This window comes from Pseudoalteromonas sp. APC 3694, assembly GCF_030407565.1.
Classification (GTDB): Bacteria; Pseudomonadota; Gammaproteobacteria; order Enterobacterales; family Alteromonadaceae; genus Pseudoalteromonas; species Pseudoalteromonas tetraodonis.
In genome coordinates this window covers 115,137-141,760 of the sequence record NZ_JASDDE010000003.1, presented here as the reverse complement: position 1 = coordinate 141,760, position 26,624 = coordinate 115,137, and the positions used below count along the sequence as shown (strand labels likewise).

General features: G+C 40.2%; 25 protein-coding genes. 15 read left to right on the top strand and 10 right to left on the bottom strand.

From position 1 onward, the window contains the following. The 5 genes from QMA00_RS02435 to QMA00_RS02415 all read left to right on the top strand — a co-directional run. Nucleotides 1–1,012, top strand: a 1,012-nt coding sequence (locus tag QMA00_RS02435) for a GGDEF domain-containing protein (RefSeq protein ID WP_290155848.1), incomplete at its 5' end; no start/stop codon positions are given. A gap of 303 nt (nt 1,013–1,315) precedes the next feature. Continuing rightward, the gene (gene hisF, locus QMA00_RS02430; protein WP_076921838.1) at nt 1,316–2,092 is read left to right on the top strand and encodes an imidazole glycerol phosphate synthase subunit HisF; all 777 of its coding nucleotides are present in this window, start codon (nt 1,316–1,318) and stop codon (nt 2,090–2,092) included. Next, nucleotides 2,086–2,700: a bifunctional phosphoribosyl-AMP cyclohydrolase/phosphoribosyl-ATP diphosphatase HisIE gene (gene hisIE / locus QMA00_RS02425; RefSeq protein WP_076921837.1), complete on the top strand. Its 615-nt coding sequence runs from the start codon at nt 2,086–2,088 to the stop codon at nt 2,698–2,700. Before hisF ends, hisIE begins: the two co-directional genes overlap by 7 nt. 423 nt (nt 2,701–3,123) lie before the next feature. Continuing rightward, nucleotides 3,124–3,639, top strand: coding sequence for a hypothetical protein (locus QMA00_RS02420; RefSeq protein WP_076921836.1), 516 nt, complete (start codon nt 3,124–3,126; stop codon nt 3,637–3,639). A gap of 14 nt (nt 3,640–3,653) precedes the next feature. Next, entirely contained in the window at nt 3,654–3,842 is a 189-nt protein-coding gene (locus QMA00_RS02415) for a DUF1289 domain-containing protein (RefSeq protein WP_076921835.1), read from the top strand. A gap of 16 nt (nt 3,843–3,858) precedes the next feature. Here the strand turns inward: QMA00_RS02415 and QMA00_RS02410 are convergent, their stop codons facing one another. Together QMA00_RS02410 and QMA00_RS02405 are read right to left on the bottom strand one after the other, a co-directional pair. Then, a complete protein-coding gene (locus QMA00_RS02410) occupies nt 3,859–4,518 on the bottom strand; it encodes an NAD(P)H-dependent oxidoreductase (protein ID WP_076921834.1) in 660 nt (219 codons plus the stop codon). A gap of 68 nt (nt 4,519–4,586) precedes the next feature. Continuing rightward, nucleotides 4,587–5,858: an aminotransferase class I/II-fold pyridoxal phosphate-dependent enzyme gene (locus QMA00_RS02405; protein WP_076921833.1), complete on the bottom strand. Its 1,272-nt coding sequence runs from the start codon at nt 5,856–5,858 to the stop codon at nt 4,587–4,589. 347 nt (nt 5,859–6,205) lie between these two features. Between QMA00_RS02405 and QMA00_RS02400 the strand changes: the two genes are divergently transcribed. Together QMA00_RS02400 and QMA00_RS02395 are read left to right on the top strand one after the other, a co-directional pair. Beyond that, entirely contained in the window at nt 6,206–7,420 is a 1,215-nt protein-coding gene (locus tag QMA00_RS02400; RefSeq protein WP_076921832.1) for a serine hydrolase domain-containing protein, read from the top strand. Nucleotides 7,421–7,505: 85 nt separating this feature from the next. After that, nucleotides 7,506–8,039, top strand: a complete 534-nt coding sequence (locus tag QMA00_RS02395) for a hypothetical protein (RefSeq protein ID WP_076921831.1) — start codon at nt 7,506–7,508, stop codon at nt 8,037–8,039. A gap of 73 nt (nt 8,040–8,112) precedes the next feature. Here QMA00_RS02395 and QMA00_RS02390 read toward each other — a convergent pair whose 3' ends face one another. The 3 genes from QMA00_RS02390 to QMA00_RS02380 form a co-directional block, all read right to left on the bottom strand. Next, nucleotides 8,113–8,610 carry a group II intron maturase-specific domain-containing protein gene (locus tag QMA00_RS02390; protein ID WP_290155844.1) on the bottom strand — a complete coding sequence of 166 codons (498 nt, stop codon included), beginning with the start codon at nt 8,608–8,610 and terminating at the stop codon, nt 8,113–8,115. A gap of 312 nt (nt 8,611–8,922) precedes the next feature. Next, on the bottom strand, nt 8,923–11,094 hold the full coding sequence (locus QMA00_RS02385; RefSeq protein WP_010388890.1) for a S46 family peptidase: 2,172 nt from the start codon (nt 11,092–11,094) through the stop codon (nt 8,923–8,925). A 161-nt stretch (nt 11,095–11,255) separates the two neighbouring features. Further along, the gene (locus tag QMA00_RS02380; RefSeq protein WP_290155842.1) at nt 11,256–13,046 is read right to left on the bottom strand and encodes a M61 family peptidase; all 1,791 of its coding nucleotides are present in this window, start codon (nt 13,044–13,046) and stop codon (nt 11,256–11,258) included. Nucleotides 13,047–13,537: 491 nt separating this feature from the next. Between QMA00_RS02380 and QMA00_RS02375 the strand changes: the two genes are divergently transcribed. The 8 genes from QMA00_RS02375 to ilvN all read left to right on the top strand — a co-directional run bounded on the left by QMA00_RS02375 (nt 13,538) and on the right by ilvN (nt 23,267). Continuing rightward, nucleotides 13,538–15,046 (top strand): GGDEF domain-containing protein, encoded by a 1,509-nt coding sequence (locus tag QMA00_RS02375; RefSeq protein ID WP_083703512.1) that lies wholly within the window; start codon nt 13,538–13,540, stop codon nt 15,044–15,046. A 77-nt stretch (nt 15,047–15,123) separates the two neighbouring features. Continuing rightward, nucleotides 15,124–16,467 (top strand): nucleotide 5'-monophosphate nucleosidase PpnN, encoded by a 1,344-nt coding sequence (gene ppnN, locus QMA00_RS02370; protein ID WP_013463271.1) that lies wholly within the window; start codon nt 15,124–15,126, stop codon nt 16,465–16,467. 8 nt (nt 16,468–16,475) lie between these two features. Beyond that, nucleotides 16,476–17,249 (top strand): flap endonuclease Xni, encoded by a 774-nt coding sequence (xni, locus tag QMA00_RS02365; protein ID WP_013463270.1) that lies wholly within the window; start codon nt 16,476–16,478, stop codon nt 17,247–17,249. Nucleotides 17,250–17,318: 69 nt separating this feature from the next. Next, on the top strand, nt 17,319–17,714 hold the full coding sequence (locus QMA00_RS02360) for a DUF3192 domain-containing protein (protein WP_024600863.1): 396 nt from the start codon (nt 17,319–17,321) through the stop codon (nt 17,712–17,714). After that, on the top strand, nt 17,714–19,396 hold the full coding sequence (locus QMA00_RS02355; RefSeq protein WP_290155838.1) for a hypothetical protein: 1,683 nt from the start codon (nt 17,714–17,716) through the stop codon (nt 19,394–19,396). Before QMA00_RS02360 ends, QMA00_RS02355 begins: the two co-directional genes overlap by 1 nt. Nucleotides 19,397–19,573: 177 nt before the next feature. Beyond that, nucleotides 19,574–20,581 (top strand): isocitrate dehydrogenase, encoded by a 1,008-nt coding sequence (locus QMA00_RS02350; protein ID WP_013463267.1) that lies wholly within the window; start codon nt 19,574–19,576, stop codon nt 20,579–20,581. 461 nt (nt 20,582–21,042) lie between these two features. Then, nucleotides 21,043–22,767 carry an acetolactate synthase 3 large subunit gene (locus tag QMA00_RS02345; protein ID WP_290155836.1) on the top strand — a complete coding sequence of 575 codons (1,725 nt, stop codon included), beginning with the start codon at nt 21,043–21,045 and terminating at the stop codon, nt 22,765–22,767. After that, nucleotides 22,767–23,267: an acetolactate synthase small subunit gene (ilvN, locus tag QMA00_RS02340; RefSeq protein ID WP_076921825.1), complete on the top strand. Its 501-nt coding sequence runs from the start codon at nt 22,767–22,769 to the stop codon at nt 23,265–23,267. The genes QMA00_RS02345 and ilvN overlap by 1 nt, the downstream gene beginning before the upstream one ends. Before the next feature lie 65 nt (nt 23,268–23,332). Here the strand turns inward: ilvN and QMA00_RS02335 are convergent, their stop codons facing one another. The 5 genes from QMA00_RS02335 to QMA00_RS02315 form a co-directional block, all read right to left on the bottom strand. After that, entirely contained in the window at nt 23,333–23,608 is a 276-nt protein-coding gene (locus QMA00_RS02335; protein WP_008112559.1) for an HU family DNA-binding protein, read from the bottom strand. Nucleotides 23,609–23,816: 208 nt separating this feature from the next. After that, the gene (locus QMA00_RS02330; RefSeq protein WP_076921824.1) at nt 23,817–24,356 is read right to left on the bottom strand and encodes a DUF3833 domain-containing protein; all 540 of its coding nucleotides are present in this window, start codon (nt 24,354–24,356) and stop codon (nt 23,817–23,819) included. Nucleotide 24,357: 1 nt separating this feature from the next. Beyond that, a complete protein-coding gene (locus tag QMA00_RS02325) occupies nt 24,358–24,846 on the bottom strand; it encodes a chalcone isomerase family protein (protein WP_013463263.1) in 489 nt (162 codons plus the stop codon). Nucleotides 24,847–24,876: 30 nt separating this feature from the next. Continuing rightward, nucleotides 24,877–25,377 (bottom strand): DUF2878 domain-containing protein, encoded by a 501-nt coding sequence (locus QMA00_RS02320; protein WP_290155856.1) that lies wholly within the window; start codon nt 25,375–25,377, stop codon nt 24,877–24,879. Next, nucleotides 25,355–26,617 carry a cyclopropane-fatty-acyl-phospholipid synthase family protein gene (locus QMA00_RS02315; protein WP_033104221.1) on the bottom strand — a complete coding sequence of 421 codons (1,263 nt, stop codon included), beginning with the start codon at nt 26,615–26,617 and terminating at the stop codon, nt 25,355–25,357. Before QMA00_RS02315 ends, QMA00_RS02320 begins: the two co-directional genes overlap by 23 nt. Between the last annotated feature and the right edge of the window lie 7 nt (nt 26,618–26,624).

The window sequence follows — 26,624 nt, the reverse complement described above, 5'->3', positions numbered from 1 at the left end:
AGATCTGATCACCGCAAGGGCATTTAGTTCCATTTCTTATGTGCAGCTCAGGTTACTTAGCCAATTAGACAATATCTCAAAAAATTCATCAGGCAATATTATGCTGCTTAATAAAGACAGCTATTGGTTATTTGGAGCTACCAATAAGCAATGGTCATTTATGTTTGCTAACAAACCGCAACATCGTTTTAAAGATCAGCAGCCACACATATGGCAAAGCATGCAAACCCAAGCGAATGAAATTATTGAAAATGAAAACAATGTTTATATTTATGAGCACTTAACTTTATTAAACGACATGTTGCTCCCAAATAATATCGCTAATAGCCTAATAAACAGACCCGAATGGACATTAATAAATAAAGTCCCGCTGGCTAAAATAGAGAGTGAGTTTAGTAGCTTAAAGAAACTTATTATCGCTCTTTATCTTGGTATTATGACGTTAATGATATTTGTTATTTATACTTTTGCCATAAACACAATTAAAAGAAGAAAATATCAAGCCAAAGTAGAAAACTATGCTTATTTTGACAGTTTAACAGGGCTTTATAACCGCCGTATTTTTTTGGAGCAGCTTGATTTAGAAATCATAAAAGCAACGCAGCTTTCCTGCCCTTTGGTACTTATGTACCTTGATTTAGATTACTTTAAACCCATCAATGATGAATTAGGCCATGGTGCAGGTGATGAAGTTCTTAAAGAGGTGGCGATTCGCATCAAAAGTTGTTTACGACAACAAGACATTATTGCGCGCATTGGAGGAGATGAATTTGCAGCAATTCTTCCTCAGTTAAACGATAAAAAAGCAATAGCGGATATTGCAGAGCGAATTATCACAAGTATTAACACCCCCTTTACTATTTTTGATCAGCAATGCAGCTTAGGTATAAGCATTGGTATTGCAACCAGCGCGTCAGAAACTCAAACCAGCATTAAGCTTAAAACACAGGCAGACCAAGCACTTTATGAAGCTAAAAACTCTGGCAGAAACTGTTATCGCTTTTCCAAATAAACATTTTAAATTTAGTATTTTATAAATTTAAAATAAGCTTTGAAGCGAATACTTTTTTAAGGCATTAATTATCACTTTAAGTTCTAGCTTTAGCGATTAACATAGTTGGAGTTTTATTATATAGTGGGGTTAAGAATTCATTGCATAGTAATGCATTAAGATTCATTCATTAAATTAACTATTCAAATTTATCAAATAAATAACATATCAAGTGCAGTCTATGTGTCTTCTATTTAGTCATACAAACAATAAATGTAAAAACAGCTTTATTTCAAATCAAAATTTTAAAAACGAGGCATTCTCATGTTATCAAAACGCATAATTCCTTGTTTAGATGTAAAAGATGGACAGGTCGTTAAAGGGGTTAAATTTAAAGGCCACGAAGTGGTTGGCGATGTACTTACCCTAGCTAAAGCCTACAGCGAAGCCGGTGCTGATGAACTGGTGTTTTACGAGATCAGTGCAAGTGTTGAAAAACGCTTACTCGATGTTAATTGGGTTGAAAACATTGCCCGCCATATCGATATTCCATTTTGTGTAGCGGGTGGCATTAAGTCGGTAGCCGATGCAGCGCGAGTACTTGAACGCGGCGCTGACAAAATCAGTATTAATAGCCCTGCAATTGCGCGTCCAGAGCTAATTAAAGAATTACATGATGAGTTTGGCAAGCAGTGTGTAGTTGTTGGTATTGATAGCTTTTACGATGAAACAACCGGTGAATACTTAGTGTATCAGCTTACTGGCGATCCTAATGCGTCAAGCCGCACCCGATATAAAACCGAAGAATGGGTTAAACGCGTGCAAGACTTAGGTGCTGGCGAAATTGTTTTAAACTGTATGAACCAAGATGGCGTTCGTAATGGTTACGACAACGAGCAACTAAGCAAAATACGCGAGCTATGCGACATTCCTTTAATCGCCTCAGGGGGCGCAGGCAGCATGCAAGATTTTGTTGATGTATTTAAACAAAGCAAAGTAGATGGTGCACTCGCAGCCAGCGTTTTTCATAAAAACGTGATTAACATTGGCGAACTAAAACAATTTTTAATCGATAACCAAGTGGCAGCCAGATTATGCTAGTAACGCAAGAAAACCTAACTCAAGTTGATTTCGCAAAAAGCGAGATGATCCCTGCCATTGTTCAAGATGCACGCTCTGGCGTTATTTTAATGCAAGGTTTTATGAATAGCGAAGCGCTTGCTGTCACGCTTGAAAGTAATAAGGTTACTTTTTATTCGCGTTCTAAATCGCGTTTATGGACCAAAGGCGAGTCATCAGAAAACTACTTAAACGTGGTCTCTGTGCATACAGATTGCGACTACGATTCAATTTTAGTATTGGCAAACCCAGAAGGGCCAACATGCCATTTAGGCACGCAAAGCTGTTTTGGCGATGCTGCAAAACCAAGCTTAAGCTTTTTCGCGCAACTTGAAGATGTGATTGTTGCACGTAAAAATGACGATCCAGCTAAAAGCTACACCGCGTCTTTATTTGCTGAAGACTTAAGCCGCAGCTGCCAAAAAGTAGGTGAAGAAGGCGTTGAAGTGGCGCTTGCGGCAATGAAACACGACAACAATGAGCTTACTAACGAATCGGCTGACTTGTTATATCACTTAATTGTGTTACTACAGCGCCAAGGCTTAGAGCTCACCGATGCAGTTACTTGCCTACAAGGGCGTCATAAGTAAAACCGCCTGTTACTGTGTGCGCTATTTTGTGGCGCACTCAGTATGTTAAAACCATAAATTCACTTTAAATTACACCTTGCGAATAGCATTTACTCCCTCCCTTGGGTATTCTTTAACTAGGGTCTGTTGACCTTTGCGGATTAAAATTTGTTCAAACTAGGGGCGGTTTAATCGCGGCGCGAGGTTTGCAACCTAGTGGGCTAAGTCAAAACCGAACAACAAAGAGTAAATCGCCCCTAGGCAGAACCCGAAGGGCAGCGCCTGTTTGGCATTGATGCTGCGTTATCACCTATTTATGGGGAATAACCACACTACATAGGCTCTGCCTTGCCTAAATACCAAACAGACTGCTGCAAATTCAACCTTGAAAGGTCAATAGACCCTAATGTTCAAGGAATAGCTATTACAAAAGGATAGCGCATTATGAAAACCTATATATCGCTGGTATTAACTGGCCTAATTTTATCTGGCTGTAGCAGTTTAACCACTGAGCAAAAAGCTAAACTAGATAACCTAACTCCCTGCGAAAAAATGGATGGGCTGATTGCCGCCTATGACAATCGCTTTGAAGCGTTAAAAGACACCAAAGTAAAAACACCTTATTTAGATGTGTGGAGCGCAAAGTACAACGTATTTGGCAATAACTGCCAAGTAACCAGCTTTAACAATCAAACCGTGACCTATCGCTGTCAAGAAAACTACAAAGACCAACAACAAGCCGTTGCCATGCATCAACAAGCCGTTGAGCTCACTCGCCAATGTTTAACAAAAAATAGCAACTGGTTAGAAACACAAAAAGAGTCGGAAACCTCTCTGCGCACCACCTTTGTACTTGATGATAAGTCGCCGGTTATTTCTGTTTATACCAGCAAAACCTTATCAAAAATTAAAACCTGGTCTACCTCGTTAGAAGTAGGAAAGCCCGTCGCCACTAAATAATAACGAGAGAATGTATGCGCCAAACACCCAGTAAACAATCCACTCATTTAAAAACAGACTGTATCGGTGAATGTTATAGAATGAATAGCTACTGTACTGGGTGCGGGCGCACAAGTGACGAAATATTCGACTGGATTATTTTAACCGATGAGCAAAAGCAAGCTATATTGGCCTCCCCTCGTGAAGACGCCAAAAAAGACTAGCTTAAATTTATAACCATTAAGGTGCATTACGTTGTGATGGGTCACGTTTAAAGTCTTTGCTTAATTGCTTAGGGTCTAACGCTTCACGTTGTTTGCTAGCACCTTCTGCCCACCAAATTAATTGATTAAAGGTGCGCGAAAAATAGCTATCCCATGATGTTTGCTCTGCCGCATTATTTGCGTCACCACTTTCAATAAACACATCCTGTGCTTTTGGTACATGGATCATTGCTGATACCGGCAAACAGCCCAGTTCACTTAAAAAGCTGCGCATGCCAACAGCAGCGCGCACGCCGCCCCACTGCCCTGCAGAATAGGTAACAATTGCGCTGGGTTTATAGCCAAATAACGAGCTTCCAAAATGGTTAAGCAAATTAGCGAGTGCTGGGCTCATCGAATGATTATATTCAGGGCTCACCATAACAAAGCCATCGCTGGCTTTAATTTTTGCTGCTAAATCATCAAGTTGTTTAGGTACCTCAGCCTGCGTATAGGCAAAGTGCGGTTTAAACACAGGGTTTAAATCGTAATCGAGCGGATCAATAAGCTCTATTTCGTGTTCAGAGTAGTGCTCAAGCAAACAACGCTCACATGCTTTTGCTACTCTCTCCCCTAAACGCGCAGGCTTAGGTGGGCTACTTTTTCTAACCGAACCGAGAAAAATTAAAAATTTCATGTATCTGCACTCCTTTTTGATTACAAAAATAAATACCTCAAAAAAGTTTGAGGTATTTACTGTACAATTTAGGCCTTATCAAGCGCTTGGCTTACATCGGCAATAATGTCATCAATGTTTTCAATACCCACAGATAAACGAATTAAATCGCGGCTAACGCCCGCATTGGCCAGTTCTTCATCATTTAATTGGCGGTGCGTGGTAGATGCAGGATGACACGCCAGCGATTTAGCATCGCCGATATTTACCAAACGTAAAATCATATTAAGGGCATCAATAAAGCGCATACCGGCTTCAAGGCCACCGGCAATGCCAAAACTTAAAATACCTGACGCCTTACCGTTGGTAATTTTTTGGCTCATTTCGTTATATGGGCTTGATTTTAATCCCGCGTAATTAACCCAAAGCACCTTTGGATGGCTCTCTAAATATTCAGCAATTTTTTGCGCGTTTTCGCAGTGGCGATCCATTCTTAGCCCTAACGTTTCAAGGCCAATTAAAATATCAGAGGCGTTTTTAGGCGCAAGCGCCGCACCGGTATTTCTAAGGGGTACAACGCGACAACGTCCAATAAACGCCGCCTCAGCAAACGCATCGGTATACACTACATTATGGTACGACGGATCAGGCTCGTTCATCATCGCAAAACGGGTGGCATTGGCTTTCCAGTCAAACTTGCCCGAATCAACAATCATGCCGCCAATCGCGGTACCATGGCCGTTAATGTATTTAGTGAGTGAGTGCACCACAATATCGGCACCTAACTCAAATGGACGACACAGATACGGCGTAGCCACGGTGTTATCTACAATTAAAGGCACCCCTTTGCTGTGGGCAATTTTCGCAAGGCGAGCAATATCGACAATATTCCCAGCTGGGTTACCAATTGATTCGCAAAAAACCGCACGCGTGTTTTTATCAATGGCGTTTTCAAAGCCGTCAAAATCATCGGCTTTAATCATTCGCGCTTCTATACCTTGGCGCGGCAAGCTGTGAGCAAATAAGTTATAAGTACCGCCATACACTTGGCTGGTGCTTACAATATTAGTGCCCACTTCACATAAACATTGAATTGCATAAGTAATTGCTGCCATACCCGAGGCCACAGCCAGCGCACCAATGCCGCCTTCCATCGCGGCAATACGCTGCTCAAGTACCGCATTGGTTGGGTTCATAATGCGGGTATAAATATTACCAGGGACTTTTAAATCAAATAAATCAGCGCCATGCTGCGTATTATCAAAGGTGTACGAAGAGGTGTTATAAATCGGCACCGCCGCCGACTTAGTGGTGGCTTCAGATTCATAACCATGGTGCAACGCTAAAGACTCAAGTTTCATAATTTATTCCTTCAATATAGTTACATCTAACGTAGCATTTAATGGTTACAAAATGCACATGAAATATACTAAAGAATGTTGAAGAGATTTGATTTAATGCAGTATTTAATTCTACCGTTCGCTCATATATTCAAGAAAATGAGCCAAGCGCGCATATTATTCCTCTAAGTATTTATTAAACACGATAAAAACTTAGTGATAGTAATATGTTAGGTAATTTGTTAAAACTATATGTAAAAGAAAATGAGCGCAGCGCTGGTTTGAATATGTGCGATGAGCGCACTATTAAGTTGTTAGCTCATTCGGGGAGCGATTATCGCACTCGACGGAATCCAGAAAGGAAACGTATGAAAATAAGAAAAATAGTAATGTTTGTCTCATTTGCAATTGTCGCGGTCCTAGCTACTTGGCTCGTTATTCCGAAACAAAAGGCCATATCTGAGCATCATAATGATATTGATGAATTTATATTAGATGTTATGGAAGAGGCTGCAATACCGGGTATGGGGATTGCTGTTATCCGAAACGGGAATACAGAGTTAATTCGTGCCTACGGGTTCGCGGATATCGAGAAAAAGAAGCCTGCCACTATTGACACACCCTTTAATATTGCATCAATTAGCAAACCGATTATGGGGATAGCTATATTGCAGCTCGCCGAGCGTGGGCACCTTAATTTGGATGATGACATCAACACTTACCTGCCATTCAAAATTGATCATCCGAGCGCATCTTCAGCGCACATATCGATAAGGCAATTAGCTACTCATACGTCCGGTATCGCTGATTTCTATGATCCGAAAACATACTCCCACAACGCTGATTCAAATATCTCTTTAAAAGAGCATGTTGAAAAATTGCTGGTTGCTTCTGGAAGTGATTACTATTTGCCGAACCCACCGGGTACTACGCGAGAGTACAGTAACCTTGGCGCTGCGGTCGCTGGTCTGATTGTTGAGTCAACATCTGGACAAAGTCTGTCAGAATACAGTCGAGAGAATATATTTCTTCCATTAGGAATGGCCGATACTGGATGGTTATTGGCTGACTTTGAGGGCTTGGGAGGTCTCGCGGTTCCATACGAAGTAGAGCAGTGCATTCCATACATTTCAATATGTGCCAATTGGAAGTCGCCCATAAAAAACGGCATCATTTCAGAGCTTTTTAATCCACCGATTGATTATAAGACCTTTCAAAGACACCCTCACTACGGTAACCCGCAGTATCCTGATGGTGGCATCCGGACAAGCATCAACGACTTAAATACGCTCATCCTTGCTTTATTGGATAGCGACGACGGAGATACGGTATTCTCCGATAGTCTTAAAGGTGAAATGCTAGCTAAACAGCTCACCGACGACATTGATGAACGACAGAGGTTCTTTTGGAGGGACAATCTACAAGGAAGAATTGGTCATAAGGGAGCGGATATTGGTGTCTTCTCTTCTTTATACTTCGACCCAGTTAAGAAAGATGCCGTGATTATTGTGATGAATCGGGGCGTTGACATGGCTTCTGATCGGGCGATGGACAAATTGAGTCGTCGACTGTGGTCCATGTGATAGCTAACATGTCGCTCAACAGGACTTCTGCAAGCTTCGCTTGCCTCCGCCTGTTAGCTCTGCGTTAGATTACTAGGAGAATCCCGTGACAACTGGAGAATGGATAGCAACAGTTATAGGTTCAAATGCTTTTACACTCGGCTTAGCGACTTTTATAACTAATATAATGATTAAGAGTTCAGAATCAAAAGCAAAAACAGCTAATGATATTAGAGATGCAACGATAGAGAAGCTAGAGACAGATTATGACTCTATTGAAAAAGAACTTGCCAAGTTAATGCCTTTGAAAGATGAGGTGGATAAAAAAGAATGTGATCTTGAGATTGCAAAGAAAGATATCAGGCGCCTAAAATCTGTTGTCACTTCTCATGGACGACAACAGAAAAAGTTTTTAAATTATATTGAATCCCAAGAAAATGAAGTATCAAGGCTAGAAAACAAATTACTCTCTTTAGCTGAAAAGTTTGATGGTATTCGCGACAAAAATGCCTGTGAAATTAATGAACTAAGGTTCGAGTTGATAGGTGCATCACGCTCTATACAAATAGTTAAGAGAACTATAAATAAACTTAAGAAAGAAGTAGAAGACGAGCAAAAGCCACGCTTGATGCTTGAGTAATCTAATCGGGTAGCCGGAGGTCTCTAACCTCCAGCCCCCACACCACCCATCATGCGGGTCCGCAATGGGCGGTTCATCTCCCGTAATGAATATTGATCCAAATATCTTTCAATGACACTAAACCTTGTGATGCTAAATAGTCATTACCTAGCGCAATGTTAATTCCTTTTGTTTTTGAGCTTCTACAAGGGCCTTTACTGGTGATACCACAGGCTATGGCGAGTCGCTCGCTAACACCCAATTTCATTAAACTGCGTACTTTGGTGCGAGGTTTACGCCATTGCCGCCAGTAGCACATTCTTATCCTACGACGGATCCAATGATCTAAATCCACTGTTAGTTGATAAGCGTTGGCTATTAGGTAGTAGTATCCCCAGCCGCGTAAATACTGCGTGAGTTTATGAATTTGTAGGGTCATTGAGATCCCCCAGTTGCGGTTAGTGAGTTTTCTTACATTTGCTTTAAATTTCTTTAGCGCCTGTTCGTGGATCTGAACTTGAGCGTAAAGGAAGGTAAACCCGAGAAATTTCGAGCCTGATACGGGACCGACTCGACTTTTCGATTCATTCACTTTGAGTTTTAATCGCTGAGTGATAAACGCAGTAACTTCCCGTTGGATTATGAGTCCTTCGCTTTTCGTATTTACTAAAATGATTATGTCATCAGCGTACCCGGTGGTAAATACTTATTTAGGCTTAACTCTGACGCGATATAAAATCGCTGCTACTAAAGATACTTACTGCTAAAAACAAATTAGCTCCCCCCGCAACCCGAACCTCGTAGCCCGTAGCCCGTAGCTTAAGTTAGATTAATCGCCAAAAATGTTTAAACAAAAAAGGCGCTTCCGGTTAAGGTAAGCGCCTTTTGTTATTTTAACTGCTATTTATTTTACGATTTTCATTTCGTCTAATAGGTTTTGGGCGTTATCTACTTTATCCATTACCCACAGCATGTAGCGCGAATCTACATGAATTGAGCGGTTTAGTTCTGGGTTGTAATCCCAATCACCAATAATGCTTTCGTACACACCGTCAAACAGTAAACCCACCAGCTCGGCATTGCCGTTAAGCGTTGGCGAACCTGAGTTACCGCCTGTCGTGTCTACATTTGATAAAAAGTTAACTGGAACAGTATTCATGCCACCAGTGTAATCACCATAAAGCTTAGCTTTAATTTGCTCTTGCAGCTTTTTAGGCGCATTAAATGGGTCAACATCGGTGTTTTTAGCCAATAAGCCTTCAAGTGAAGTAAACGGCGTAGCCACTAATCCATCTTGCGGAGAATAACCGCCTACCGTGCCGTAAGTTACACGTAATGTGCTGTTTGCATCGGCGTAAACCGGTTTGTTTTGCGCTTTGTTAAAGGCAATAATTGCACTCATTAACTCTGGGCGAGCAGCTTGTAACTTACCTGCCAGGGCTTTTGACTTATCTTCCTCGGCTTTCATCACAGCAAATATAGCTTTTGCATATTGCATGAATGGGTCTTGGCTTTGGTTAAGCTGACTTAGTGTTTGTTCAAATAATGAATTACGTACAATTTCGTTATCTAATCTTGATTTGGCATACATTTCATCTAGCAATGCACTTTGTTTTGCTTTATCAAAACCGTTTTCTAAAGCAAAAGCTTTATCAATTTCACTAAATCGCTCTGCTTTAGGTAATGCTGCATATTGCTCTAAAAAGTGCAGTAATATAGCTTTATCTACATTGGCATCAAAGCGACGTGACATACGCTCAAGAGAAGATTTAATACGCGGTAAATCGCGTTCTTGGTAACCTGATTCGCGCTCACTATTTGGCTTTTGTTTTTCAACCGCTAAGCGGTATAAACGACGTGCCGTGCTGATCATTTGTGAACGATGAACATAGCCTACCATACGGTCGCGCTCACTGTGCTCTTGCGATTGAGCTACTAATGCCGATAACTCATTAAGCACATTCCCGTAGCGCTGTTTACGCTCGCTATCGCTGTTTATCCAGCTTGTAAGCTCTTGTTCAAACTGTTTTTTACGCTCAAACATGGTGCCTTTTTTGAAGCTTTCAATCATCGAACCATAGTTTTTAATGTAGTTGTTGTAACCTGCTATGGTGCTTTCGTAAGCAATACGGGCTTTGCTGCCATCTTCTGAGTTTTCTTCAATTAGTGACACGTATTTAGTATTGTGCATGCGCGCTTTAGGGTAACTGTCGTTAAATACGTAATCAACCTCTGCCGCAATACGGTAACGATTAGTACGCCCTGGATAGCCAGTTACCATGACAAAATCGCCCTCTTGCACGCCTTTAGCACTTACACTTAAGTAAGACTCTGGCACGTACGGTACGTTATCTTCGCTGTACTCTGCTGGCTTGCCATCTTTACCTACATAGGCGCGGTAAAAACCAAAATCGCCTGTATGGCGCGGCCACATCCAGTTATCGATATCGCCACCGTATTTCCCTACGCCCATGGCAGGTGCATACGCTAAACGTACATCTTTAATTTCCAGTGATTTAATTAGGTAAAACTCTAAACCACCATGAAACGAATACACATTACAACGGTAACTAGCATCAGCTTCACACTGTGCAACGAGTGCTTTTTGATTTTTTTCTAACGCATCATAGCGTGCTTTTGCGCTTAGCTCGTTAGTGCCGCTAATCACTTTGTCGGTCACATTGGTCACTGTTTCGGTTACGTACACACGTGAACCTGGCGCAGCTGGTAAGTCTTCAGCCGGTGTTTTTGCTAAAAAGCCATTTTCTAAAATGTTGTTTTCAGGCGTTGAATTATATTGCACCGAACCATAAATACAGTGATGGTTAGTTACAACTAAGCCTTTTGGCGAAACAAACGAGGCTGTACAACCGCCTAAGCTGATAACCGCATTCATTGGAAATTCGGTTAATTTTGAAATTGAATCAACGCTAATTTCAAGCCCTTTGGCTTTTAAAATTGACTCAAGCTCTGGTAGTTGATGAGGTTGCCACATGCCTTCATCGGCATGAGCCGCAGAAGAAAGTGCCAGTGAACAGGTTGCTACCAACGTGGCAACAAGAGGTTTTAAACGCATTATAGAATCCCTTTTATTATTGAACCAGCAGATTACTCATTAAGTATGAGTCAGGTCAACTGCGCTGAGATAAATTGTTACAATATAGCGCCCAATAAACAAAAAAGGAGCCTAAGGGTTTGTGACCCTAAGCTCCTTTTTAAACAATATGATACACGATGTTAGTCGTCTTTTTTCACATCATTTGGATGCGCTACGCCCATCCATGCTTTAAACAGCGCTTTTTGCTCAGCAGTAGCATTTTTATTAGCGACTACTTTTTTAGGTTTGTCGAAATCTTCAGACAACACAAGCTCAGTCGACATTAATGCATCACGGCGAATAAAATCAACAGTTACCTTGTCTCCTGCTTTAAAGGTTTCTAGGCTCGTGGTTAAGTTTTTCCCTACATGCTTTTTGTTAATAGCGACGAGTTTATCGTCGGTAGTTAAGCCACCTTGCCATGCTGCGCCATCGCGACGTACATGGGTAAGTGTAAGTAACTCACCAGTATTTTTAGTAAAGGCATCTAAGCTTGGTGTGGCCTTGGCTTTTTCTGGTAAATCAAAGCTTAAACCAACTTTTGCCAATAATTCATCAAAATCTAGGCTGGCTGGTGTGCTAACATTTTCTTTCCACCAAGCGCTGTAATCACGTCCTGATAGTTGCTTTAAAATAGCTAATACGTCTTGCTCAGTAAAACCCGCTGGTAGCTTATGTTGCTTATAAAGCTCGTTGTGTACGTCTTTATAGCTTATTTTACCTTGGCTTTTTTCAAGTAGGTCTATATCTAACGCCATCGACAATAACGAGCCTTCAAGATAAATATTAGTGCCGTAATTACGTGCATGATCGCCACCTTGATTTATCCATTTATCAAAGCTGGTTTCACTTGCACTTTGCACTTCACGACCAGGGGTAGTGAGGTGGCGATTAATGGTTTTACTAAAGTTCTTAAAAAATTCATCGGTGGTTTGAATACCCGAACGCACTAATAAATGATCTTCAAAATAGCTGGTAGACCCTTCAGCAATCCACAGCAATTTTGAATAATTAATATTAGTGTAGTCATATGGCGCAAGCCCTTTAGGACGGTATGCTTTTACATTCCAAGTATGAATAAATTCATGAGCTGCTGTACTGATAAAAGCTAAATAGTCTTCACGTTTAGCAAAGCGATCACGTGGGCGTTGAATAATAGTTGAGTTTAAGTGTTCGGTTGCACCGCCCGCGCCCGATGTAGCATGCACCATAAATACATAACGCTCATACGGGTAGCTGTCCCAAATTACATTGCCCGTTGCCACTAGCTTTTTCAGATCGGTTAGCATCAGTTCAATATCGTAATTGCCCTCACCCCATACCACCAGTTCGTACTCACGACCATCAACTTCAAAAGTGCGTAGCTCGTTAATACCGGTTTCGATTGGCGAATCAACTAATACATCATAGTCACTGGCTTTAAAGCTGTGCTTATTTTTATAATTTTCCATGCCTGACACAGAGCGCCATACTTTAGGTACGTTTAATTCAACCGTTACTGGCTCTTGGCGAAATGATTCGCTAAACATAAAAAAGCCTGATGCATCAATAAAGGCATGACTGTCGTCAATATGGCGGGCGCGCTTACCTAGCTCATTGGCATACACTTGGTAATCTATATTTACTTCAGTGGGTTCATTTAAATGAACGCGCCATGTGCTGTGGTCAATCTTTTCCCACTTTAATGCATTACCTTCATCATCACTGGCTTTAAAGTAGCGAACGCCATTGGCAAGATTTAAAATTTCATAACGACCAGTGCGCCATGCTGGAAGTTTCACATCTAAGAAAGACTGCGCCGTTTTAGGAAATTCTACGTTCACATCACCTAAATGATGCTCTGGCTGAGAAATGTTTAAAGCGTAATTAACGTCGGCAAATGCTGGTGCTGAACAGGCAGCTAAAATTGATAAGGCAAGTAGCTTTTTCATAAAGGCTCTTTTTTATATAACGTATTGTTGTACCAAGATTAACAAGACCCATTTTAAAAGTGAATTAAAAGCGATAAATACACTTATATTTAAGATCGCTCGTATTTTGTTGCTAGGGTCTGTTGACCTTTCAGGATTAAAATTTGTTCAATCTAGGTGCGATTTAATCGCGGCGCGAGATTTGTAACCTAGTGGGCTAAGTAAAAATCGAGCAACAAAGAGTTAATCGCACCTAGGAAGAACCCAAAGGGCAGCGCGCGTTTGGCATTTATGCTGCGTTATCGCCTATTTATGGGGAATAACCACACTACGTAGGCTCTGCCTTGCCTAAAAACCAAACGCACTGCTGCAAAATCAACCTCGAAAGATAAACAGACCCTAAAATCATTAAGTTTTTGATCTCATACCTACTATTAATATGTTTTTGTTGTAAACTAAAACAATAGAGGTATTACGATGATGGTCTGTAGGTGTCTAGGAGCTCCAATACGGTGGAACAAAAACTAAAGCAAGCAATCGACAGTAGAAAAGTAATAGAAAGCGCACGTAAACATCAAGTTGACACCCTTTCTAACTTTGCAGCTAAGTTATCTTTAAGCTGTAAAGGACTTGATATTGAGCTTGATAACCGCCTAGCAAAGTTCCGTAGCGCATTAAACAAAGGAATGGATTTTGAAGACTTCTCTCCTTTGGTAGATGATATTTTGGCCTTGCTAAAAAATCAGGAAGCGATTCAACTAGCGCATCAACGCGACCTGTTAACCAGCGTACAAAATGCAGGAAAACAGTTACAACAAACGAAAGGCCTGCCTGACGAAACCCGCAGAACGCTGCGTCATTTATTAGATAACCAACTTGACGATATACAATCGGTGCATGGGTTTATCCCAATATTAAACCAATTGATCACCTTTTATCATCAAGCTTTAATTGCTAAAAGCAATAATACCTTTGAACCACCCAACCTAAGTGTACTCACTGAAAAGCTGTTTAAATTAGTTAGTGAGCTCGTACTAGAAGAAGAAGCCAACGAATCACTGTATTTAATAAAAAAACGCATTGCTAAAAATAAAGCCGTTGACCAGTTACTTGATGCCGCAATAGATGTGATTACTTTAATTGTTAAAAGTATTCACGTTGAACGTGAATCAGCGCAAAGCTTTTTAGCTTCATTAAACCAAACACTTGAGGAGCTGCATCGCTCATTGGTATCAACCAGTGAACACTCTGAATCAATGAATGTTGAATTTGACTCAATAAATCAACGCATTGGTGAAAAGCTAGAAAGTTTAAATACACAAACAAAAAATGCGACCTCAATCACAGCGTTAAAGCAGCTAGTTGAAAGCGAGTTACGCTCACTCAGTGCAGATATTTTAGAAAAAGAGCAACTCGAACAAAAAGATCGCAGAATTTTAGTTGCCAGCTTTACGCAAATAAATGAAAGAATTAATAGCTTAGAAAACAAAGTCAGTAACTATAAAAAACGTTTAAATGAGCAACGATTTAAAAGCTTACTCGACAGCCTGACAAAACTGCCTAATCGCGCGGCATTTGATGAGCGTTACAACCACGAAATTAATTTATTTAACGAACAACCGTCAGACATAACGCTAGTTGTTATAGACGTCGACCATTTTAAATCAATCAACGATCGATTTGGCCATACCGCGGGTGATATTACTTTACAAGTTATTGCTAAAGCGCTGCAAAAGTCGATTAGGCAATCAGACTTTATTGCACGCTATGGCGGCGAAGAGTTTGTGCTATTAATGCCACGCACTTCACTTGAAAACGCGACAGCGCACCTCAATAAATTAAAACAGTCTATTAAAAAGATACCGTTTAAATTTAAAGACAAGCAAATTGAAATTACTGTTTCGCTAGGCGCAACCCAATTTAAAGAGGGTGATACCTCTCTAAAAGCATTTGATAGAGCCGATCAAGCTTTGTACGATGCTAAAAATTCAGGCCGGGATCGTCTGTGCATTAGTAAATAGTGTTATGCATTTCTACCTTAAAGTACGAGGCATAATTACGCAGTAAATTTACCCAAAAAGTATCAAGGAGAATGCCGATGCTAATACAGTTAAACCCAACAGGGGTATTAGATTTATTATCGCAGCTAGAAGTAGACCTACTAGAACAGTCATCAACAAGCGAACGTTACAGGTTATTCAGAAATTGTGTTTTAGCTGTGCTTAATGTAGGCAGCCATACCGATGTAAGTAACGATATATACGAAAAACATAAAGACTTTGATATTCGTTTGGTAAGCCGTGAACGCGGTATTAAAATTGAATTAGAGAACCCGCCGCAAACGGCCTTCGTTGACGGCCACATAGTCACCGGCATACATGAGCACATATTTTCGGTTATTCGCGATATCTTATTTATTTGCCAAAAGTATGAAAAAAATCTCCAAGAAACTAAAGCCATTACCCACATGGTTTTTGACATGCTTAGAAATGCCGACGCTCTTAAAGTAAATAGTGAACCTAACATGATTGTATGTTGGGGCGGCCACTCTATTAACGAAATAGAATATAAATACACTAAACAAGTAGGTTACGAATTAGGCTTACGCGGGTTAAATATTTGTACTGGCTGTGGGCCTGGTGCAATGAAAGGCCCGATGAAAGGCGCCACTATTGGTCATGCCAAACAACGTATAACTAACAACCGTTATTTAGGTTTAACTGAGCCCAGTATTATTGCAGCTGAGCCACCTAACCCGATTGTGAATGAACTGGTTATTTTACCCGATATTGAAAAGCGACTTGAGGCCTTTGTTCGCACCGCTCATGCCATTATTATTTTTCCTGGTGGTGCAGGCACAGCTGAAGAACTATTGTATTTATTAGGTATTTTGTTGCACCCTGAAAACGAAAAGCAATGTTTACCTGTTATTCTTACCGGTCCAAAACAAAGTGAAGCTTACTTTGAGGAGCTGTGTCAATTCATTCAAATGACTTTAGGCGATGCAGCCCTAGATAAATTTGAAGTGATTATTGATGATCCTCAATTAGTAAGCCAAAAGTTAAAGTCGGCAATGAATGGTGTACGCGAATACCGTAAAAGCCAAGGGGATGCATATTACTTTAACTGGACCTTGAAAATAGACAGTGATTTTCAGCAACCTTTTTACCCCTCTCATGAGGCCATGGCGTCGCTTGATTTACACCTTGATCAACCCAAACAACAGTTAGCGGCTAATTTACGCCGTGCGTTTTCGGGAATAGTGGCGGGAAATGTAAAAGAAGAAGGTTTAAATGCGATTAAAAAAGACGGCCCGTATGTCCTCAGTGGCGAGCCTGATTTAATGAAAGCAATGGACACACTTTTACAAGCGTTTGTAGAACAAGGTAGAATGAAACTTCCCGGAAGTAAGTATATTCCTTGTTATACAATAAAAGCGTGAGTTTATAATTGAATCCCCATTTACTCCTTATTGATGCGCTTAATTTAATTAGGCGCATCTATGCTGTTGATGCTAACCAAACGCATCACAGCGACGAACATATGTTAAAAGCATGCTGCGCTCGAGTAGCACATGCCTGCAAAAAACTCATAACAACCACTAATGCAACCCATGCAATTGCTGTATTTGATGGCGATAAAAGTTGGCGCTATCACTTTTACAAAGATTACAAACATTCGCGCGCCCCGATGCCACAAACGTTAAAAGAAGCCTTGCCACATTTTAAAGCGGCCATTGAAGAAACCGGCATTGTGGTATTTGAGCCGACTAACGATGAAGCCGATGACATTATTGCAACATTAGCCCATAAAGCCGCCAACAATCAGATAAATAACACTATTGTCTCTACCGATAAAGGGTTTTTACCGCATTTAAATGAGCAAATTGAAGTGTATGATTACTTTAAAAAGCAACAGCTCACACAGCAGCATATCCAAGAACGTTTTGGCGTGGCACAACACAAACTCATCGACTTTTGGGCCTTGGCAGGAGACAAAACCAATGACATTCCAGGTGTTAAAGGCATTGGTGTTAAATCGGCGCAACAATTAGTGAATCAGTACAACACTCTCGAAGAGGCATTAAGCGATGAATCATTAAGTGCGCGCTTACAAAAAAAGCTTGCTGATGATATGGATATGTTTGTTATTTCTAAACAACTGGTGAGTTTGCGTACTGATATCCACTTAGGCTTTAGTTTAAAGCAGTTAAGGCTTAATTAGTCGCAAGTTAATGGCACTGAACGATCGCAATACGTATACTAGTAATAGTTATATTGGTCTGGGTAGGCAATGTTTAAAAAGTTTTTTAGGTATTTGATATTGGGATTAGGTTTATATGCACTGATAGCCACGTCGGTTATTATGTTTTATAAAGACGATCCACAAGCAATGATTTGGCAAGACCGCGAAGCATTCAATAAACGCTATATTGAAAAACTGCGCTTAGAAGATGCTTTTACGCTAAACGCTGTGCTTGAATATTTAGGCAGCCCAGATTTAACCTACGCCAAGCGTGATGGTGAACAAGTGTGGCAAGTTATATTTTATCGTACCCAGCATAAAACCTCGGATGGCATTACAACAATGGATGAATGTACCGGGTTATTATTTAAAAACGGCCAATTAATAATGTGGGGCCCAAGTGCTTATGAAAAGTACCTTGAGCAAAATGATGGAACAATTTAATGGAAGCACCACTGTCGGGTAACCTAAAAAAGCTACTCGAAAGCACACAGTTGCTTTTAAGTTCACATAATAATAAAAACCAGTGGCATACTTTTTACCCGATTGTTTGTAAACTTGCAGAGCAATATGCATCGTTATATAAACAAAACCCAGCAGCGTTACAAGCTCAGCTCAATTTGTATAAAACACACTATAGCTTTGCAACCAATTTAGTGGTTAATCAATGTGTTTTAACTTGTGCATTAAGTGCTAGCCAAAATTACGATAAACACTTAACAGAGCTTTATATCAGTGCCTCATTGGTGGAACACCTTTGTGTTGCTAATCAGTTGAATAAACTAGCCCAACAGCAAACATTTACTAATACCGACACTAAAATGTGGCAGTTACGCCATAAACTCGCTGCCAAAGTGATATTGACATCACAACAACCAGCACATCAAATTGCCCATATTTTAGCTAAACTAGCCAAATACAAACACGCATTATTAAACACGCCTAAAGTCATGCTTTATGACGGAGCCAGTGTATTGGTTGCTTTGGCAAATATTTTGGCGCTTAACGTAACCTGCAACGCAAAACAGCAGCATATTAGTTTTTATAAAGCCGTAGCTGATTTGTACATAAGAACCCCCAACTCATTCGCACAGAGGCTATTAAAAGACTTAGTGGCACACGTTGGACAATATGTACCAGGTAGCCAAGTGGTCTATGCCGACCAAGCGATGATTTATTTGGCTACAGATTCGGCAGGCCGGCATATTATCGTTAATAATGCCAATACAAAAATAGCTTGGTATCGAATAAAAGCATCATTAGAGGATGGCTCAAAGGCATGGCCGTGTAATGACGATCGCTTGTTTTTAAAAGTTTGGGACAGTGAATACCTGCATATTGTTCATAAGAGTGACGATACACAGTCCTCTTTGTACGAATTAGTTAAACAAATAAAAAACCAACAAGAGTACAGTTACAAAGCATTAAATACATTACTTACCCCTTATCCTAATGTTATAAAATCAGTGTGCCATGCAGTAAAACGGTATAATAAAGAGCTGCAACCGGCAAAAGATTTAAGGCATAGCTTGTCTATGGTCGGTTACGATAAGGCCCCTGCGATTATTCAAGGCATGGTTTTCGAGCAGTTAGTAAATAGTATTGCCCATCCTTTACATACATTTTTGTGTACCCGCATGGGTTGTTTAGTCAACATTGTAGAGCTGTTAGTAAAACACGATAAAAATTTACAAAGTGAACGCATTAGTTTGAGCCTATATGCCTATTTATATTATCTATTAATTAATTACAGCCCAGAAGTTTCTAGAAAAATCACCTTAGACCAAACACCGAATAAATCCTTAGATACGCCAATATGCACATTTTTTGGCATAAACAATGTTGATACCCCTCATTTAACTAACGAGCTCAATGAATTACTTAGTAGCGACCCTTGGGCAATAGCGTTATTAAAAGCTGAAACATTGCCTAAAAAGCAGCTCGATGATAGCGCTAAGTTGTGGGCAGCTTTTAAAGTTGTAGCCCAGCGCGTACTTAAACCTAACCAGCCATTAACAGCATGGCAACAGCAGATATTAAATCAACAGATCACCCGCCATGGCTGGAAAAGTGAGGCCATTTTTTATCAATCCCTGCAGCAATTAGGTCTGCACAATAGTATTTAGCTGACTTATTATCACTATAAATTAAAGTTATACCCTGTATTTGCAGTATAAACTGGCAAAATGTTCAATAAATTGGTATAAATGCCGGCTTAAATTTAGCACCCCTGTCATATAAGTAGTCTAAACTCTGTGAGTATTTTTTATTTATGTGTATCCAAATCTTTAAAGGAAAAGTTCATGGCCAAACAAACCATAACAGTGATCAAAGGCGACGGCATCGGCCCAAGCATTATCGACTCAGCACTTGAAATACTAAAAGCCGCAGGATGCGATTTTGATTATGAATTTGTTGACGCTGGCCTCGCTGCGCTTGAAAAAACGGGCGAATTGCTTCCACAAGAAACAATTGACACGATTGCTAAAAATAAAATCACTTTAAAAGGTCCATTAACGACCCCTGTAGGCGAAGGCTTTACATCAATCAATGTAACACTTCGTAAGCAGTTTGGTTTATACGCTAATGTTCGTCCTGTGAAGTCGTTCGCAGGTACTAAAGCACGTTACGATGACATTGATATTATTACTGTTCGTGAAAATACCCAAGGTATGTATTCAGGTGCAGGTCAAGTAGTGAGTGCTGATGGCAACGAAGCTGAGGCAATGTCTGTGATCACGCGTGAAGGCGCTGAAAAAATCGTTACTTTTGCATACGAGCTAGCTGTACGCGAAGGCCGTAAAAAAGTAACCGCTGTTCATAAAGCAAATATTTTAAAATCAACATCGGGTTTGTTCTTAAAAGTTGCTCGTGAAGTGGCTGAACGTTACCCTGAGATTGAATCAACTGAAATGATTGTTGATGCAACCTGTATGAAACTAGTAATGACACCGGAAGAGTTTGACGTAATTGTAACGACTAACCTATTCGGCGATATTTTATCTGATTTATGTGCTGGTTTAGTTGGTGGTTTAGGCATGGCGCCTGGTGCTAACATTGGTGAAGATGCGGCTATCTTTGAAGCTGTTCACGGTAGCGCACCTGATATTGCAGGTAAAAACCTAGCAAACCCTACGTCAGTTATTTTAGCGTCTATTCAAATGCTAGAGCATTTAAATATGGGCGATACGGCAGAGCGCATTCGTAGCGCAGTGGCAGATGTAATTAAATCAGGCGACCGTACTACTCGCGATTTAGGCGGCAGCCATGGTACAACTGACTTCACTCAGTCGGTAATCGACCGTCTGTAACAGTATAATTGAATTATAAAGCCAACATCTGTTGGCTTTTTTTATGCCTGCTCAAAACCGCTTGTATCACTTTAATGTAATTAATGTGTATTTAAGCTCCCTACTCCTTAAGATTAAAAATGCATAATTTCTGCTTTTAAAGTGAGAATGTTTCATAACAATTAGAATTTAAGATTAAAAAAGATATAAAAGTGAATTTTTAATCCAAAAAACTTAGTTTTGGGTTGACATGAGTGCGCAAAAGCCTTAAAAATAACCACATACAAAAATTGTAATTTAAACAGCATTTTATTTTAAAGAGCAAAACATTATGAACACAGAATTTCGTCTTTTAGTCTTACTCGTACTGGTCTTAGTGATAAGCCCAGCGGGGATGTATTAAAAGGTGAAACATGCTTTTTAAAACCCTCGCACTACGCGGGGGTTTTTTTTTGCATAAATCAGTCAACAGAGGAATGAGGATGAGTAAACAAGAATATAATGGCTCTGAATTGGTTGTTAAGTCATTAAAAGAGTTAAACGTTAAGTATATATTCGGTTACCCCGGTGGCTCAGTATTAGACTTATATGATGCGCTATTTCAGCAAGATGATATTGAACATATTTTAGTCCGTCACGAACAGGCCGCCACACACATGGCCGATGGTTACGCAAGAGCAACCGGTGAAGTCGGTGTTGTACTTGCCACTTCTGGACCAGGGGCAACAAACTGTGTAACAGGCATAGCAACTGCGTATATGGATTCTATTCCGATGGTGGTATTATCAGGTCAAGTGCCAACCAACTTAATTGGCGATGACGCGTTTCAAGAAACGGATATTGTTGGCTGCTCTCGTCCGATTGTAAAGCATAGCTTTAATTGTAGAAGCGCTAGTGAAATTCCCAATATTCTTGCTAAAGCCTTTTATATTGCCAGCTCAGGTCGCCCAGGCCCAGTTGTCGTTGAACTTCCTAAAGACATGCTTAACCCTGAGCTAACCTTTGCTTACAACTTTCCAGCGGTAACAGAACTCAGAACCTACAACCCTAATACCAAGGGTCACTCTAAACAAATTCGTAAGGCCGTTACTGCTATTTTAGAAGCGAAAAAGCTGGTTATTTATTCTGGTGGCGGAATTATGCTTTCAAATACATCAGAGCAACTAACTCATTTGGTCGAGTCACTTAATGCCCCTATTACCAATACCCTAATGGGACTAGGCGGTATATCAGGCATTCACCCTAACTTTATTGGTATGTTGGGTATGCACGGTACATTAGAAGCAAATAAAGCCATGGCCAATGCTGATGTTATTTTAGCCCTTGGCGCACGATTCGATGATCGAGTTACCAATAACGTACAAAAGTTTTGCCCTAATGCCACTATCGTACATGTAGATGTCGATCCGACTTCAATTTCCAAAACCATAAAAGCACATATTCCGGTTGTTGGCTGTTTAGCCACGGTACTTGAACAGTTACAAACTGCTATAGATAAAAGCCCAATAAAAATAGACCGCAGTGCACAAGAAGATTGGTGGCGACAGGTGATCAGTTGGCGCGAACAAAAATGCTTAAACTACAATACCGATGGCGATAAAATTAAACCTCAAACAGTTATAGAGGCTATTTATAAAGCGACTAATGGTGATGCTTATGTCAGTTCAGATGTGGGCCAACACCAAATGTTTGCAGCGCAGTATTATCCATTTAAGCACCCTCGTCAGTGGATCAACTCAGGTGGCTTAGGCACCATGGGCTTTGGCTTACCAGCAGCTATGGGGGTTAAGCTCGCCTTTCCGGATAAAGAGTCTTTATGTGTGACTGGCGATGGCTCTATTCAAATGAACATTCAAGAGCTTTCTACCTGTTTACAATACAACTTAGCGGTAAAAGTGATCTCGTTAAATAACCGTTCACTAGGTATGGTTAGACAGTGGCAAGATATGATTTATGGCGGCAGACACTCCTCTTCCTATATGGAATCACTTCCTGACTTTGTAAAACTTGTAGAAAGTTACGGCCATGTAGGAATACGAGTCAATACACTGGATGAATTACAGCCGGCAATAGACAAAGCCATGTCGATAACCGATAGATTAGTGTTTTTAGATATTTTAGTAGACGAAAAAGAACATGTTTACCCAATGCAAATTAAGCACGGTGGTATAGACGAAATGTGGTTAAGAAAAGGAGTGAAGGCATAATGCGTCGTATATTATCTATATTATTAGAAAATGAACCTGGTGCGTTATCACGTATAGTGGGGCTTTTTTCTCAACGAGCTTACAACATTGATAGTTTAACTGTTGGAACCACTGATGATGAGTCACTCTCGCGTATTACTGTCACCACTAAAGGCGATGATAGAATTGTTGAGCAAATCACCAAACAGGTAAATAAACTGGTCGATGTACTTAAGGTGATTGATTTAACCGAAATGAGCCACATAGAGCGCGAACTGCTGTTAGTAAAAGTATTTGCCAAAGACGAAGCGACTCGTGCGGCTGTAACACGGGTTGTAGATGTATTTCAGGGCGCTATTTTAGATATGGGTCGTCAAAGTTACAGCCTACAACTGGTAAGTAGCACCGATAAAATAGAGTCGTTCTTAGATACTTTACGCCATGAAACCGACATAATTGAAGTGGTGCGCTCAGGCGCAGTCGGCATTGGCCGAGGAGATAAAGCGCTTAAAGCTAAATAAGCGTTAAATTTACAACAAAAAAAAAGGGCTAAATAGCCCTTTTATTATATTTTATAAACCTATAATTATAGATTTACTTGGTCTTTAAGACCTTTACCTGGTTTAAAGCTTGGAATAGTCGCTGCTGAAATTTGGATTTCTGCACCCGTTTGTGGGTTACGACCCGTGCGTGCAGCACGTTCTTTAACTGAAAAAGTACCAAAACCAACTAATGCAACAGAGTTGCCTTCTTTTAATGAAGAAGTTACAGCGCCTGTGAATGCATCAAGTGCACGTGTAGCGGCTGCTTTAGAGATTTCTGCGTCAGTAGAGATTTTTTCAACTAGTTGAGCTTTGTTCATTATTAGATTCCTATTCGTTATTATTTTGCCTTCGCAAATCCTATCTTTATGCATTTTCGAAGAGTTAGCAACAGCAAATTACGTTTTTTATCTAAAATACTAAAAAATTAGTAAAATTATAATAATTCACTGTAAAATACAGCGAGTTGGGTTAACAAAAACTTAATTTAAGCACAAATATAGTGCAGCTATGCACTGTGATGAGTCGCTATATTTTTTCTATTACTAAGGTCACTTCCCCGACCTCAACGCCAAACTTAACAATAGATGTGCGGTTTATCAAGCGCGTGTTGGTGACTAAATACATCCAATCATCAAAGTTAACTTCAAAAGTGCTGCCATCGTAAGGAATTTCTACATTGTAGTTCCAATGAAAAACACTGCCTTCACTTTTGCCTGTGGCCGTGCCTAAAACATCAGAAGCACTACCGGTTAACGTGTTGTCGTCGTTTAAGGTTATTTTCCAAATACGTTTTTGGGTTTCGCCGTCATCATAAACGAAGTCTTCCTCAATAACGCCTTGGTTGCCATCCCACGTAGCGCTCAAGTCTACAACAAGCTTTCGGGTTAATTCGCCTTTAAAGTCTTGTACAACACCGTAGGCTTTTAAATCGCCGCTAAAAAAAGTCTTAAAATCGAAATTAGGTTCTGAGCCTTTGTAATGCTCTACACTCGGTGCTGAACAGCTTGCAATAAAGAAGCTTACTACCAGTACCAAGGTTACTTTGATACGTTTTAGATTAATCATATTAAATCCCTAAAAGTTGATTTCTAATCGATGGTTCTGAGGTGTTCTCACTTAGCCAAATAGCTAAGAAGTCATCGGCAAAAGTGGTGTCTTCTATGCGGCCTATTTCATTGTCATTGTGAAAGAAAATACTGTGTCCTTGCTGATCGGTCAGCAAGGTTAACGATTCACCCTTTTTAATGTCTGGCCATATGGCTAATAATTTATCTGCATAGCGAGCTGATAATTGTGATTTACCTAAATGTTGCCATTGCTCTTTAGTGGCTTTTACAATGTCTTTAGCATCAAAGTCGCGCAGGTAAGTTAAAGTAAATTTAACCGGCGTTTGCTTGGGACTATAAGATCCAGAGGGAGTAAAGAGCGTTGCATCATAAACATCCCAAAAAAGGTATTCCATACGTGCCTCGCCCACTTTGTTAAACTGGGTATCAGCATAAGCAGCATGGTTAAACAGAGCATAAATTAGTACTAAATTTAAAAGCGTTTTCATAATCAGCTCCAAGCAGTAAATACAATTGTTTTATTGCTTAATAAACGCGCCAATTTTACCGTTAATAAATAAAATAACGCTAAACGTTGCAGCCCATAAAGCACCGTATAAAGGCCAAAATTGCCATAGCGGCAAGCCGAGTTCTAACACGTCGAATCGCGCCCCCGCCCAATAACTTCCTGGTGCAAACGCTAAACATACAATAAACGCTTGCCAAGGTTTAAGGGTTGTTAAAAACGACATTGAGGTGTTAATACATAGCAATAACGCAGCCCATAAAAACACTAACCAAAGCGGAAATGGCGCTACTTTAAATTCAATCAGACCGAACTTAACCGCGATAAACTCACTTAGTAAGGCTAGTGGTAAGCACTTTAGAAGCAAAAAAGCATCCTGTTTTTTTTGCGCTGACAAATAAAACATTAATGTAATGACTACTGTTGAATAGACAATTGAATGCTGTTCAAGCAGTAGGCATAAAAACCACACTACTTGAAACAGTACAAAATTAATAAGCGAGTGCAATCTCATCATTACTACTCGTAAAACGAGGTTTGCGTGCCATTAAATGCACGGTACTTGTTGCGCGAGTTCTAAATGCGCCCTCGCAATAAGCAAAATAAAATAGCCATAAACGATAAAATCGCTCATCAAATTTATTACTATCGAGGTTTGGCCAACTTGCAATAAAACGATCTCGCCAATCAGCAAGGGTTCTTGCGTAGTGAGCACCAATATCGCTAACTGTGTGGATATTCATATCGGTATGATTTTTTATTTGCTCACTCATTTCGTTGAGCGAAGGCAAACACCCACCAGGGAAAATATATTGCTGAATAAAGTCAGAATTTTTTAAATAATGCTGGTAACGCTGGTCGCTAATTGTAATTGCTTGAATAAGCATAGCACCGTCGTCTTTTAATAGCTGACCGCACTGAGTGAAAAAACTAGGCAAGTACTCATGACCAACCGCTTCTATCATCTCAATTGATACTAGCTTATCGTATTTACCGGTTAGTAAACGGTAATCTTGTTTGAGTAAAGTTATTTTGTTTTCAAGCCCAAGCTCTTTAATTTTATTTGCAACATAATCGTGCTGTTCATCAGAGATGGTAGTGGTTGTTACATGGCAGTCGTAGTGAGTAGCCGCATAAATTGCAAATGCACCCCAACCTGTACCAATTTCAATGACGGTGTCGCCTTGTTGTAACTCGACTTGTTCACAAATACGCTGTAGTTTGTATTGCTGTGCTTGCTCAAGGGTGGCGTCTTTACTTGGGTATACGGCACTTGAATAAAGCATTTCTTTGCTTAAAAAAGACTCGTATAAGTCATTGCCTAAGTCGTAGTGCGCAACAATATTCTTTTTAGAGCCCGAGTGAGAATTTTTATTTTTGATGTGGTTTATACGATGAGCAATGTTACTAAAAAAAGCGAATTTCTTTTCAAATGCGTCTAGTTGGTCTTGGTTGATTGCAAAAATTTCTATCAACCGAGTTAAGTTATCACACTGCCACTGCCCTAATATGTAAGATTCTCCCGCGCCAATACTTCCCGAGAGCGCAAATGCTTTATACATAGCAGTATCATTAACGGTTACCGTTACTTTAAGCTCTGATGACGTATCGCCAAATACAGACTGCTGATTATTGTCTACAAGCACTATTTGGCCTGTTTCAATAGACGAGAACGCTTTGAATACTAACTTCTTGTATAAGTTAGTAAACCAACTTGTGCGTTCTTGAACGCGTAAGCTCGATACCTTTTCCATACACTTA

Excerpts from the sequence above, each read along its gene's own strand:
- hisF (WP_076921838.1), top strand. The coding sequence starts at position 1,316 with ATGTTATCAAAACGCATAATTCCTTGTTTAGATGTAAAAGATGGACAG.
- hisIE (WP_076921837.1), top strand. The coding sequence starts at position 2,086 with ATGCTAGTAACGCAAGAAAACCTAACTCAAGTTGATTTCGCAAAAAGC.
- QMA00_RS02420 (WP_076921836.1), top strand. The coding sequence starts at position 3,124 with ATGAAAACCTATATATCGCTGGTATTAACTGGCCTAATTTTATCTGGC.
- QMA00_RS02415 (WP_076921835.1), top strand. The coding sequence starts at position 3,654 with ATGCGCCAAACACCCAGTAAACAATCCACTCATTTAAAAACAGACTGT.
- QMA00_RS02410 (WP_076921834.1), bottom strand. The coding sequence starts at position 4,518 with ATGAAATTTTTAATTTTTCTCGGTTCGGTTAGAAAAAGTAGCCCACCT.
- QMA00_RS02405 (WP_076921833.1), bottom strand. The coding sequence starts at position 5,858 with ATGAAACTTGAGTCTTTAGCGTTGCACCATGGTTATGAATCTGAAGCC.
- QMA00_RS02400 (WP_076921832.1), top strand. The coding sequence starts at position 6,206 with ATGAAAATAAGAAAAATAGTAATGTTTGTCTCATTTGCAATTGTCGCG.
- QMA00_RS02385 (WP_010388890.1), bottom strand. The coding sequence starts at position 11,094 with ATGCGTTTAAAACCTCTTGTTGCCACGTTGGTAGCAACCTGTTCACTG.
- QMA00_RS02380 (WP_290155842.1), bottom strand. The coding sequence starts at position 13,046 with ATGAAAAAGCTACTTGCCTTATCAATTTTAGCTGCCTGTTCAGCACCA.
- ppnN (WP_013463271.1), top strand. The coding sequence starts at position 15,124 with ATGCTAATACAGTTAAACCCAACAGGGGTATTAGATTTATTATCGCAG.
- QMA00_RS02360 (WP_024600863.1), top strand. The coding sequence starts at position 17,319 with ATGTTTAAAAAGTTTTTTAGGTATTTGATATTGGGATTAGGTTTATAT.
- QMA00_RS02355 (WP_290155838.1), top strand. The coding sequence starts at position 17,714 with ATGGAAGCACCACTGTCGGGTAACCTAAAAAAGCTACTCGAAAGCACA.
- QMA00_RS02350 (WP_013463267.1), top strand. The coding sequence starts at position 19,574 with ATGGCCAAACAAACCATAACAGTGATCAAAGGCGACGGCATCGGCCCA.
- QMA00_RS02345 (WP_290155836.1), top strand. The coding sequence starts at position 21,043 with ATGAGTAAACAAGAATATAATGGCTCTGAATTGGTTGTTAAGTCATTA.
- ilvN (WP_076921825.1), top strand. The coding sequence starts at position 22,767 with ATGCGTCGTATATTATCTATATTATTAGAAAATGAACCTGGTGCGTTA.
- QMA00_RS02335 (WP_008112559.1), bottom strand. The coding sequence starts at position 23,608 with ATGAACAAAGCTCAACTAGTTGAAAAAATCTCTACTGACGCAGAAATC.
- QMA00_RS02330 (WP_076921824.1), bottom strand. The coding sequence starts at position 24,356 with ATGATTAATCTAAAACGTATCAAAGTAACCTTGGTACTGGTAGTAAGC.
- QMA00_RS02325 (WP_013463263.1), bottom strand. The coding sequence starts at position 24,846 with ATGAAAACGCTTTTAAATTTAGTACTAATTTATGCTCTGTTTAACCAT.
- QMA00_RS02320 (WP_290155856.1), bottom strand. The coding sequence starts at position 25,377 with ATGAGATTGCACTCGCTTATTAATTTTGTACTGTTTCAAGTAGTGTGG.
- QMA00_RS02315 (WP_033104221.1), bottom strand. The coding sequence starts at position 26,617 with ATGGAAAAGGTATCGAGCTTACGCGTTCAAGAACGCACAAGTTGGTTT.